This is a genomic window from Streptomyces sp. NPDC051940, from assembly GCF_040680895.1.
Taxonomy (GTDB): domain Bacteria; phylum Actinomycetota; class Actinomycetes; order Streptomycetales; family Streptomycetaceae; genus Streptomyces.
Window position 1 is genome coordinate 19,642 of sequence record NZ_JBFAXR010000106.1, and the last position, 11,675, is coordinate 31,316.

General features: G+C 74.0%; 8 protein-coding genes. 2 read left to right on the top strand and 6 right to left on the bottom strand.

From position 1 onward, the window contains the following. Positions 1–13: 13 nt before the first annotated feature. Positions 14–1,339: a DUF6350 family protein gene (locus tag AB0M28_RS30675; RefSeq protein ID WP_365412247.1), complete on the bottom strand. Its 1,326-nt coding sequence runs from the start codon at positions 1,337–1,339 to the stop codon at positions 14–16. Between the two features lie 660 nt (positions 1,340–1,999). Here AB0M28_RS30675 and AB0M28_RS30680 point away from each other — a divergent pair. After that, positions 2,000–2,635 (top strand): sigma factor-like helix-turn-helix DNA-binding protein, encoded by a 636-nt coding sequence (locus AB0M28_RS30680; protein WP_365412250.1) that lies wholly within the window; start codon positions 2,000–2,002, stop codon positions 2,633–2,635. Between the two features lie 77 nt (positions 2,636–2,712). Here AB0M28_RS30680 and sucD read toward each other — a convergent pair whose 3' ends face one another. Then, on the bottom strand, positions 2,713–3,597 hold the full coding sequence (sucD, locus tag AB0M28_RS30685) for a succinate--CoA ligase subunit alpha (RefSeq protein ID WP_365412253.1): 885 nt from the start codon (positions 3,595–3,597) through the stop codon (positions 2,713–2,715). A 15-nt stretch (positions 3,598–3,612) separates the two neighbouring features. Continuing rightward, a complete protein-coding gene (gene sucC, locus AB0M28_RS30690) occupies positions 3,613–4,791 on the bottom strand; it encodes an ADP-forming succinate--CoA ligase subunit beta (RefSeq protein ID WP_365412256.1) in 1,179 nt (392 codons plus the stop codon). A 212-nt stretch (positions 4,792–5,003) separates the two neighbouring features. On the opposite strand from sucC, the gene AB0M28_RS30695 reads away from it, so the two are divergent. Further along, a complete protein-coding gene (locus AB0M28_RS30695) occupies positions 5,004–5,768 on the top strand; it encodes an LppX_LprAFG lipoprotein (RefSeq protein ID WP_365412258.1) in 765 nt (254 codons plus the stop codon). Between the two features lie 4 nt (positions 5,769–5,772). Here AB0M28_RS30695 and AB0M28_RS30700 read toward each other — a convergent pair whose 3' ends face one another. The 3 genes from AB0M28_RS30700 to AB0M28_RS30710 are packed head-to-tail and all read right to left on the bottom strand — an operon-like array spanning position 5,773 to position 10,456. Continuing rightward, positions 5,773–6,918 (bottom strand): VWA domain-containing protein, encoded by a 1,146-nt coding sequence (locus tag AB0M28_RS30700; RefSeq protein WP_365412260.1) that lies wholly within the window; start codon positions 6,916–6,918, stop codon positions 5,773–5,775. Then, positions 6,915–9,371: a DUF5682 family protein gene (locus AB0M28_RS30705; protein ID WP_365412266.1), complete on the bottom strand. Its 2,457-nt coding sequence runs from the start codon at positions 9,369–9,371 to the stop codon at positions 6,915–6,917. Before AB0M28_RS30705 ends, AB0M28_RS30700 begins: the two co-directional genes overlap by 4 nt. Further along, positions 9,329–10,456: an AAA family ATPase gene (locus tag AB0M28_RS30710; RefSeq protein ID WP_365412263.1), complete on the bottom strand. Its 1,128-nt coding sequence runs from the start codon at positions 10,454–10,456 to the stop codon at positions 9,329–9,331. The genes AB0M28_RS30705 and AB0M28_RS30710 overlap by 43 nt, the downstream gene beginning before the upstream one ends. Positions 10,457–11,675 lie beyond the last annotated feature (1,219 nt).

Genomic DNA, 11,675 nt, shown 5'->3' on the forward strand with positions numbered 1-11,675 from the left:
GGCCTGGCCGCGGTCAGTCGTCGTCCTCCAGATCGCGCATGAGCTCCGAGCGGGGCTCCCAGAGCGCCCACCTGTCCTGTACGGACCAGGTCCACGCCCCGGGGACGGGCTCCGCGCCGTGCATCCGCCAGCCGCGGACGATGAGGGCGGTGGGCACTCCGAGGAGCAGCGTCCACGCCAGCGCGGCCCCGCCGGCCTGCCACCACACCGGCCCGAACTCGGCCAGCGTGCGCCGGCCCATCGGCCCGCCCGCCAGCCAGGCGAGCGCCGCCAGCGCCACGCCGGTGCCGGCCGCCGCCAGCGCGGCGGACCCGGCGGTGGCCCGCCAGCTCCAGCTCAGCTCGCGGCCGGCACGTACGGGCACCGCGTACCGCGCAGTCAGCCAGCCGAGCGTCAGCCCTGCCGCCACGGGCAGCACCCCCACCGCCCAGGTCAGCGGTGACCCCGGGCCCGCCGGCGGGACGGCGGCCAGCAGCGGGAAGAACGGCAGCGGCGGATAGCCGGCCACACCCAGCGGGCCGACGACGCTGCCGACACCGACGCTGAACCCGGGCCCGAGCCCGTACGACGCTCCCCACACGGCGGCGTTCGGCAGCAGCGCGACGGCCAGCAGCAGGACCGCGAGGCGGCCGGACACGGCGGAGGTGAGCTGCAGGAACGAGTCCTGCGCCGAGGCCGCGTGCGCGAGCAGCGACCCCATCGCGAGCAGCAGCCCGCCGCCCAGCAGCACCGCGAGGCAGGCCCCGCCGGCCTTCAGCGAGCCCTCCGCCCACAGCGGCGGCGGCTGCGCCACGGCCGGCCCCCGGGGCAGCAGCGCGGCCGGCGTACCGGCCGCCGCCCACACCCCGGCCGCGACGGACAGGCCGACGGTGAGGGGCACGTGCACCAGCGCACTGACCAGGGACACCTTCAGCGTCCCGCCGCCCGCCGCGGCGTAGGCGGTCGCCGCGGCGGCCATGATCAGGTACCCGCCCGCGATCCACCCCCCGGTGGCCGGCGCCGCCGTGCCGCCGCGCAGCGCGGTGCCGCCGGGCGCGAGCAGGTCGCGGGTCGACCGGAAGAGCAGGTACACGGGCATCGCCGTCAGCAGCAGCGGCGTCAGCCCCACGGGCGCGGGCAGCCCGCCGCGCGCGTCGGTCCGCACCAGGTCGGCCCCGTGGGCCAGCAGCCACAGGTCCGCCACGACCTGCAGGGCCCCGGCGGGCCCCCGGTCGGGATAGGGCGAGGTGATCCACAGCATCAGCACCAGTACGGCGAGGAACCCCAGCCCCAGCCCGGCCGCGACGGCCCCCGCGGCCAGGGCCGCACCCGGCGCGACCGGGCTCCGCAGGGACGGCACGGCGGCGCCCCCGGACAACCAGGGGCCGCGATCGGTCAATTGACTCACGGCCCACATACTCCCAGAAACACCCGTTTCGCCCGTGCAGCAGGCGAATGCCGGAAGTGTTGCAGAAGATCAGCTTATGCGCGTTTTCATATCCACCCCGGCCCCCACCCACTCCGAGTGGAGGCACATATGACCTCGCGAGACCCGGCCACACCCCCGGAGGCACCCACCACCCCCTCATCCCCCCGGGGGCGAAGCCCCCACAGCACAACGGCCCAGAAGAAGAAGCCCCAGCCGAGAAAAGCCCAGGCGAAGAAGGCCCAGCCGAAAAAGGCCCAGGCAAAACAGACTCAGCCGAGGAAGGCCCCGGCGAAGAAGGCCCAGCCGAAGGCACCCGTAGCCACGACCGCCGAGCAGACGCCACCCCAGCCCGGCCGGCGCCTGAGGCCGAGGCGCGAAGCGCCGACACAGCCCGGCCGGCGTTTGAGGCCAGAGGCGCAAAGCGCCGATTCGGGGGCCCGGGGGCGAAGCCCCCGCAGCGCAACCGCACCGGAAGAGGCAAACCCGGCGACAGCCGCCGAGGCATACGACCGCCTCTACGCCGAAACCGCCCCCGACCTCACCCGCACCACCTACCTCCTCACCGGCAACCACGCCCTAGCCCGCGAGTCCGTGGAACACGCCTTCCACACCGCATGGGAAAACTGGCCCGAGGTGGCGAAGGACCACGACCCGAAGGGCTGGCTCCGCGCCGCGGCCCACGAGTACGCCCTCTCCCCCTGGCACCGCCTCCGCCCCCGCGGCAGAGGCCGCCCCGACCACACCCCGCCCCAGGGCGACGAACAGGACCGCGCCCTGTTCCACGCCCTGCTGGCACTCCCACCGGCGTACCGCCGCGCGGTGATGGTCTACGACGGCGCCGGCCTCGACCTCCCGGAGGCCGCCGCCGAACTGGAGGCGTCCACCCCCGCGGCCGCCGGCCGCATCACCCACGCCCGCGAGGCCCTCGCGACCGCCGTACCGGAGCTCCACGACCTGGACCCGACCCGCCAGGGCGAGCTGCTGCACGAACGCCTGCGCCGGCTCTCGGCCGCCCAGATCACCCGCGTACTCCCACCCGGCGCGGCCCGCCACCGCAGCGAGAAGCGCACGTCCTCCCGCACCAGACGCGCCGCGACGCTGACCGCGGCGATCGCCATCGGCGTAGTGATCACCACCCTGACGGAACGCGACTACACGATCGACCGCACCCTCGAACACCCCCCGTGGGAGCAGCGGCAGACCGCCCCGGTGCAGCCGTCGTCCTGACCGGACACCAACGAGGAACGCGAAGGGCGCCGCCCCCCGAAGGGAAGCGGCGCCCAGAGCAACGCGCGGAAGGGGCGTCAGCCGCCGAGCACCTCGCGGGCGAGGCGGGCCGTCTCGGACGGCGTCTTGCCGACCTTCACGCCCGCGGCCTCGAGGGCCTCCTTCTTCGCCTGCGCGGTGCCGGACGAACCGGACACGATCGCACCGGCGTGGCCCATCGTCTTGCCCTCGGGGGCGGTGAAGCCCGCGACGTAGCCGACGACCGGCTTGGTGACGTTGGCCTTGATGAAATCCGCGGCCCGCTCCTCGGCGTCGCCGCCGATCTCACCGATCATCACGATGAGGTCGGTGTCCGGGTCCTCCTGGAACGCGGCCAGCGCGTCGATGTGCGTGGTGCCGATGACCGGGTCGCCACCGATGCCGACGGCGGACGAGAAGCCGATGTCGCGCAGCTCGTACATCATCTGGTACGTCAGCGTGCCGGACTTCGACACCAGGCCGATGCGGCCCGGCTTGGTGATGTCGCCCGGGATGATGCCGGCGTTGGACTGGCCGGGGGTGATCAGGCCGGGGCAGTTCGGACCGATGATGCGGGTCTTGTCGCCCTTCGACACGGCGTACGCGTAGAACGCGGCGGTGTCGTGGACGGCGATGCCCTCGGTGATCACCACGGCGAGCGGGATCTCGGCGTCGATCGCCTCGACGACCGCGGCCTTGGCGAAGGCCGGCGGGACGAAGAGCACGGACACGTTGGCGCCGGTCTTCTCCATGGCCTCCTTGACGGAGCCGAAGACGGGGATCTCGGTGCCGTCGATGTCGACGGAGGTGCCCGCCTTGCGCGGGTTCACGCCGCCGACGATGTTGGTGCCGTCACCCAGCATCAGCCGGGTGTGCTTCATGCCGGTGGCACCGGTCATCCCCTGGACGATGACCTTGCTGTCCTTGTTGAGGAAGATAGCCATTGGTGTGCGGGTCCCTTACTTCGCAGCCGCGAGCTCGGCGGCCTTGTCGGCCGCACCGTCCATGGTGTCCACGCGCTGGACCAGCGGGTGGTTGGCGTCGGACAGGATCCTGCGACCCAGCTCCGCGTTGTTGCCGTCCAGGCGCACGACCAGCGGCTTGGTGACGTCCTCGCCGCGCGAGTGCAGCAGCTCGAGGGCCTGCACGATGCCGTTGGCGACCTCGTCGCAGGCGGTGATGCCGCCGAAGACGTTGACGAAGACGGACTTGACGTCCGGGTCGCCGAGGATGATCTCGAGGCCGTTGGCCATCACCTCGGCGGAGGCGCCGCCGCCGATGTCGAGGAAGTTGGCGGGCTTCACGCCGCCGTGGTTCTCACCGGCGTACGCGACGACGTCGAGGGTCGACATGACCAGACCCGCGCCGTTGCCGATGATGCCGACCTCGCCGTCGAGCTTGACGTAGTTGAGGTTCTTGGCCTTGGCGGCGGCCTCGAGGGGGTCGGCCGCGGCCTTGTCCTCGAGCGCCGCGTGCTCCGGCTGGCGGAAGTCCGCGTTCTCGTCGAGGGAGACCTTGCCGTCGAGGGCCAGGACGTCGCCGGAGGCGATCTTCGCGAGCGGGTTGACCTCGACGAGGAGGGCGTCCTCGGCGATGAAGGTCTTCCACAGCGTCTGCAGGACGTCGGCGACCTTGTCGGCGACCTCGGCCGGGAACTTCGCGGCCTCGACGATCTCGCGCGCCTTCTCGGGGGTCACACCGTCGTTGGCGTCCACGGGGATCTTGGCGACCGCCTCGGGGCGCTTGTCCGCCACCTCCTCGATGTCCATGCCGCCCTCGACGGAGGCGATGCACAGGAAGGTGCGGTTGGTGCGGTCGAGGAGGTACGAGACGTAGTACTCCTCCGCGATCTCCGGAGCCAGCTCGGCGATCATCACCTTGTGGACCGTGTGGCCCTTGATGTCCATGCCGAGGATCTGGCCGGCCTTCTCGACGGCGTCGTCCGGGCTGTCGGCCAGCTTGACGCCGCCCGCCTTGCCCCGGCCGCCGACCTTGACCTGCGCCTTGACGACGGACTTGCCGCCGATGCGCTCGGTCGCCGATCGCGCCGCCTCAGGCGTGTCGATGACTTCACCGGCCAGAACCGGTACGCCATGCTTGGCGAAGAGGTCCCTCGCCTGGTACTCGAACAGATCCACGCGCGTCCGTCCCTTGTAATTCAGTCGTGTCGCGTTGTATGGCAGGGCCGCCTTGCAGATTAGCCCTCTCCCCCAGGGTCTCCTAAATTCCACGTCACAGCAGCGCGGTGAGAACGGTCACAGAATGCGAGGGCCCCGGACCCTGACCTGGTCCGGCCCGGTGCGGGCGATCTCCGGACAGGCATATGCCCGACGCTGTAGTTTCACGGGCCATGACAATGAGGATCGGCAGATGTGGTGTGGTCGCGCTGCTCCTGGGCGCAAGCCTCACCCTGGCCGCGTGCGACGGCTCGTCCTCCGGTGACGGAAAGAGGCCGGCTGCGGTGGCGGAGGCGTCCGCGTCACCCTCCGCGCCCAGGGACTTCGACGTCGAGCAGGCGCTGGCGTCAGCGAACAGCAATCCGTACTCGGCGGAGATCAAACGGGTCACCCGGTTCGACACCATCGGGCTCGCGGTGGTCGACGGCCGGCTCAACCTGCCCGGCAAGGCCACCGGCACCCTCACGGTTCGGATCTACGACTCTCCGATCAGCAAGGCGAGCCGCAGCCGGGTGGTGCTGACCCGCACCCACACCTACGTGAAGGTGGAGGAGGGGGAAAACGCCGGGGGCTGGAAGAAGGGGGGCCGTCAGACCGGATCCCCACTCCCGGACCTGCACGGTTACGCCGAACTACTGCTGGCACAGGGTCCTTCCGCCCGCAAGGGCATCGACGGCGCGGCGGACGGCGTACCCGCCCAGAAGCTCTCGGGCGAGATCCCCGTCGGCAAGCTCGAAAAGATCGACCCGAGCCTGTACAAGATGGCCCGGCAGATCGGCCTCGAATCCTTCGCCTGCGACGTCTGGGTGGATGACAAGGGCAGGGTGCTGAAACTCGTCCAGTGGGCCGGGCACAGCTCGGGCGGCAGCGTGACCGTCCAGACCGACCTGTCGGACCTGGACGACCCGGTGGAGGTGGAGCCGCCCACCGGCAACTGACCGCTCACCCTTCGGGTACCGGCAGCGGCCGCCGCTCGACGGCCGCTGCCATCACCTCCGGGAAGAGGTCGGGGGTGCACGCGAACGCGGGGGCGCCGAGGGTCGCGAGGGCCGTCGCGTTGTCGCGGTCGTATGCGGGGGCGCCCTCGTCGGAGAGGGCGAGCAGGGTCACGAACTCCACCCCGGACGCCTTCATCGCGGCCACGCGCCGCAGCATCTCGTCCCGGATCCCGCCCTCGTACAGATCGCTGATCAGCACCACCACCGTGTCCGCGGGCCGCGTGATCCGCTCCTGGCAGTACGCGAGCGCCCGGTTGATGTCCGTGCCGCCGCCGAGCTGCGTGCCGAACAGCACGTCGACCGGATCGCTGAGCTGGTCCGTCAGGTCCACCACCGCCGTGTCGAAGGCGACCAGCCGCGTCGTGACCGACCGCATCGACGCCAGCACCGCGCCGAACACGGAGGCGTACACGATCGAGGCCGCCATCGAGCCCGACTGGTCGATGGCGAGGACGATCTCCTTCTTCGCGGACCGGGACGCGCGGCCGTAGCCGACGAGGCGCTCCGGGACGACCGTGCCGTGCTCGGGGAGGTAGTGCTTCAGATTGGCGCGGATCGTACGGTCCCAGTCGATGTCCCGGTGCCTCGGGCGGTTCACCCGCGCCGAACGGTCGAGCGCGCCGCCGAGCACGGTCCGGGTCCGGGTCGACAGCCGCCGCTCCAGGTCCTCGACGACCTTGCGGACGACCGCGCGGGCGGTCTCCCGCGTCTCGTCGGGCATGGCCTTGCTGAGCGAGAGCAGCGTGCCGACGAGATGGACGTCGGGCTCGACGGCCTGCAGCATCTCCGGCTCCAGGAGCAGCGAGGAGAGCCCGAGCCGGTCGATGGCGTCGCGCTGCATGAGCTGGACGACGGAGCTGGGGAAGTACGTGCGGATGTCGCCGAGCCAGCGGGCGACGCGGGGCGCCGAGCCGCCGAGTCCGGCGCCCCGGGCGGCGCCTCCCGCCGGGGATCCGCCGGCACCGCCCGCGCCGTAGAGGGCGGTGAGCGTGCGGTCCATGCCGGCGTCGCGCCCGGCGAGGTCGTGCCCGGTGCCGTCGGCGTCGTCGCCGCCGAGGACGAGGCGCCAGCGGCGCAGGGTGTCGGTCATCGGTCCTCCTCGGAGTGGGCGGGCTCGGGGATGCCGGGGCCGGACCCGCCGCCCAGCAGCAGCCGGACCACGGGCAGCACCGCCGCCGCCCGTTCCGCGTCCAGTCCGGGGCCGAAGCCGGGCAGGCCGTCCGCCGGCTCCCCGGGGGCCCGTCCGCCCGGCCCACGGCGTACCAGCTCGCCGATCGCGCGCCGCGCACCCGGCTCGTACGCGGCGAAGGTCCGCCGCAGCAGCGGCAGTACGTCGGTGAACGCGTCCTCGCCGACCCCCGCCAGCCAGCCGTCCACCAGGGCCAGCAGGCGTTCGTCGTGGACCAGGAGCATGCCGCCCCCGGAGTCGCCGCCGAGGAACCCCTCGATCCACGCGGCGGCGTCGGCGGGCTCCACGCCGTGCGACAGGGCCAGGCCCATCAGCCGCTCGGCCTCCCCCTCGGCGAGCCGGCCGTCGTCGAGCAGCAGCCGCGCCGCCCGCCCCCGGATCAGCCCGGGCAGGCTGTCGCGCCGCGCCATCCCGTGCAGCGCGGCCGCCCAGCGGGATCTCAACCCGGCGACGGACGGGGGCAGTTCCGGGGCGGCCGGCTCCTCCCCGGCGGACGCCAGCAGCCCCACGGCCCGGTGCACCGCGTCCACATGGCCGCGCATCTCCGCGGCCCCGTCCCCGTCCAGCCCCGCGCAGGCGACGGGGAGCCCGACGAAGACCCGCTCGGCCAGCCCCACGGCGACCTCGGCCAGCCAACGCCGCCGCGACCCGCCCCCGGGTGTCCCGGCCGCCTCTCTCGTGGAGCCGTCCCGGACGTCGCCGTACCGCACGGCGCGGGCCAAAGCCGGGAGGGCCTGGGCGAGATGGCCCGCGTCCGTGTCGAGGGCGGCGCGGTCGACGAGGCAGCGCATGACGACGGAGAGGGCGTCCGGGAGGTCCGCCACGAGGCACTGTTCGGCGAGGGTCGTCAGCTCGGCCAGGGCCGGCGCCGAGACGGCGGCCGTCTCCGCGCACGCCGTGGCCGCGGTGAGCACCGTCGTACCCCAGACCGCCGCCTCGGCGACCCGTACCGACAGCTCCGGCTCCCACCGCAGCCGCCATGTCTCGCGGAACGTCCCCGTCGCGCCGCGTGACGCCAGCGGCTCGCCCCAGGGGATGTCGAGCAGCCGGAGCCGGTGCAGCAGCCGACTGCGGCCCGCGTCCGTCTCCTTGCGCAGGTCGAGCGGCAACTCCCGCTCCCGCGCCTCCGGTCTGAGCCGCAGGGTCCGCTGGGCGCGGGCCAGGTCCCGCTGCAGCGGTACGGCCGGGGCGGACTCCGGTACCTCGCCGAGGACGTCGCCGACGACGAGCCGGTCCTCGATCAGGGCCAGCGGCACGTCCGACCCGTCGCACATCACGGCCCGTACCGCGTCCAGCGTCTCGACCAGTCCGGGCAGCGGACGGTCGCGCAGCGCGGCGAGCGTGCCGGCCAGGCGCACGGTCTCGATCACATGGGCCGGGGAGACCGCGCGGTCCTCGCCGCGCAGCAGTTCGGCGACCTTCGCCAGCCACCGTTCGACGGGGCGGTCCGGCGCTTCGAAGAGGTGTACGTACCAGCCGGGCGAGGCGATGCCCGCGCCGTAGCCGCTGCGGCGGGCGAGCCGCCGGTGCGTCCACGGCACCCACGACAGCTCGGCCCTCACCTTCGGCAGCCCCTTCAGCAGCCGCCGGTCCGCCGTGACGGACGACGCCGCGGCCAGCGCCGGCACATGCCACGCTCCGCAGACGACGGCGACGCGGTCGCCGTGCGCGCGGCGCGTCTCGCGCAGCGTCAGCCGCATGTGCGCCTCGCGGACGAGGTCGCGCTCGTAGCCACCGTGGCCGTGGATGTCGCGGAGTACGCCCATCGCCTCGCGGAGTACCGCGAACGCGTCGAGCGCCGCCTGCCCGCGACCGCCGTCCTCCTTGCCCTCGACGTCCGCCGAGCGGTGCTCGAAGACGTCCTCCCACCAGCGCTCCGGGTCCTCGGATCCGGCGGCCTCGGCGAGTACGGCCAGCGGATCGATCCGCGCCGCGTCTACGGCGGGAGGCTCTCCCGGCCGTAGGTCCCACTCGTCCTCCGGCCCGAAGGCCAGGGTGTGCGCGGCCGGCAGGTCCATGAACCGCACGGGTACGCCGCGCTCCAGCGCCCAGCGGATCGCCACCCACTCCGGGGAGAAGTGCGCCAGCGGCCAGAACGACGCGCGGGCCGGCTCGTCCACCACGTGCGCCAGCAGCGCCACGGGCGGCCGCATCCCGGGATCGGCGGCCAGCTCCACGATCGCGTCGGCCTCCGGCGGCCCCTCGATCAGCAGCGCCCCCGGGCCGTACGCGTCGAGCGCCGCCCGCACGGCGCGCGCGGAGCCGGGCCCGTGGTGCCGTACGCCGAGCAGCAGCGGCTCGCCGGGTCCGCTCACGCGCCGGCCTCGCGGCACGCCCGGTAGAAGTCCTTCCAGCCGTCGCGCTCGCGCACCACCGTCTCCAGATACTCCTGCCAGATCACCCGGTCCGAGGCCGGATCGCGCACCACCGCGCCGAGGATGCCCGCGGCCACGTCGCCCGGCCGCAGCACGCCGTCCCCGAAGTGCGCGGCGAGCGCGAGCCCGCCCGTGACGACGGAGATCGCCTCGGCCGTCGACAGCGTGCCCGAGGGGGACTTGAGCTTCGTCCGCCCGTCCTCGGTGACGCCGTCGCGCAGTTCGCGGAAGACCGTGACGACCCGGCGGATCTCCGCGATCCCGTCCGGCGCCGCGGGCAGCCGCAGCGAGCCGCCGATCTGCTCCACGCGCCGCGTCACGATGTCCACCTCGGCCTCGGCCGTCGCGGGCAGCGGGAGGACGACGGTGTTGAAGCGGCGGCGCAGGGCGCTGGAGAGTTCGTTGACGCCGCGGTCGCGGTCGTTGGCGGTGGCGATGAGGTTGAAGCCGTGGACCGCCTGCACCTCCTCGCCCAGTTCGGGGACCGGCAGGGTCTTCTCGGAGAGGATCGTGATCAGCGCGTCCTGTACGTCGGCCGGTATCCGGGTCAGCTCCTCGACCCGGGCCGTCATCCCCTGGCGCATCGCGCGCATCACGGGGCTGGGGACAAGGGCCTCGCGGCTGGGGCCCTGGGCCAGCAGCTGGGCGTAGTTCCAGCCGTAGCGGACCGCCTCCTCCGGGGTGCCGGCGGTGCCCTGCACGAGCAGCGTCGAGTCGCCGCTGACGGCGGCGGCCAGATGCTCCGACACCCAGGTCTTGGCCGTGCCCGGTACGCCGAGCAGCAGCAGCGCACGGTCCGTGGCCAGGGTCGCCACGGCCACCTCGACGATGCGGCGCGGGCCCACGTACTTGGGGGTGATGAGCGTGCCGTCGGGGAGCGTGCCGCCCAGCAGGTACACCGCCACCGCCCACGGCGACAGCCGCCAGCGCTCGGGGCGGGGGCGGTCGTCCGCGGCCGCCAGCGCCGCGAGTTCCTCGGCGAACGCGACCTCGGCGTGGGGCCGCAGCGCGGCGGACCCGCCCGGGGCGCCGGGCGCGCCGGCGGCGGTCGATGCGGTCGTCATGGGCTCCTCCTCGCGGTGCACCGCGCGTCGAGCGACCGGGCGCGGGCATGGCCGACGGAACTGCTCCGGCCGCCGGACCGCGGGCCCGGCCACCAGTGCGGACTCCACCCTGCCGCACCCCACTGACAATCGCTGCCGTCCCAACGAACGCCCAGCTCACGGCCGTTGTCAGAGGCGCCCCCTAGCGTTGTCGCCATGACCCGGACCCAGGCCCGCTGGACCCCCACCCAGGTACTGGCGCTGGCCCCCGACGCCCCGTCCCGTGAGGCCGCGACGCACCTCGCCACGCCCACGTCCTGGTCCACCACAGGCACGTCCGCCTTCCTCGCCGGGTCGCCAACCCCGCCCCCGGGGACGGCTCCCGCGCCCACTCCGCGTGCGGAACGTTTCCCCTCACCCAGGGGGCCGGGGATCGATCCGGCCGCACCCGGGGCAGAGCCCTCCACGGCTCATCCCGCGGGCGGACCAGCCGAATCCACCGGCCAGGCAGGGGCGAAACCCGGTCAGAGCCCGGAGCGGGAGCCCCAGAGGACCACTCCGCCACCCGCCGAAACCTCATCGCCGTACCCCCCCACCGCGAAGGCGGCCGCCAAATCCCCGCACGCACCTCGGACGGAGCCCGCACCGCTGCCGCCGGAGGGGGCCCTGGGCACCGCACCGACCACCTTGCCCGCCCGGAGCCCGGCGGCAGAGCCCTCGGGAACGCTGCGCCCAGCCACGCCGACGGAGCCCGTCGGCACCGACGCGACCGCGCCCGCCCCAACGGCCCCTCGGGCGGAGCCTCCGGCCACCGACCCGACCGGCCCCACTTCAGGCAGTTCGGAGGCTGAGCCCGCCGGGACCAACGTGCCCCGACACGCCCCGACGGACGCCCGCACGAAACCCCTCGCTGCCACCCGGTCCACCCCCTCTCCAGGGGGCCCGGGGACGAAGCCCCCGCAGTCCACCCCGGCGCAGCCAGCCCGCGCGCACCCCACCACCCCACCTACCGAAGGCCCGGGGGCGGAACCGTCGAAAACCGCCTCGGCGCAGCCAATCCCCACGCAGCCGTCTACCCCCTCTCCAAGGGGCCCGGGGACGAAGCCCCCGCAGTCCACCCCGGCACAGCCGCCCCACCCACACGGCACCACCCCACCCCCCGGGGGCCCGGGGGCGGAGCCCCCGCACCGCCGCGGAGCAGTCGACGGCCGGCACGCAGATCGCGGTCTCCGACGTCCGC

Bases quoted from the DNA above. Each gene is read 5' to 3' on its own strand.
- sucD (WP_365412253.1), bottom strand. From the start codon at position 3,597: ATGGCTATCTTCCTCAACAAGGACAGCAAGGTCATCGTCCAGGGGATG.
- AB0M28_RS30695 (WP_365412258.1), top strand. From the start codon at position 5,004: ATGACAATGAGGATCGGCAGATGTGGTGTGGTCGCGCTGCTCCTGGGC.
- AB0M28_RS30700 (WP_365412260.1), bottom strand. From the start codon at position 6,918: ATGACCGACACCCTGCGCCGCTGGCGCCTCGTCCTCGGCGGCGACGAC.
- AB0M28_RS30710 (WP_365412263.1), bottom strand. From the start codon at position 10,456: ATGACGACCGCATCGACCGCCGCCGGCGCGCCCGGCGCCCCGGGCGGG.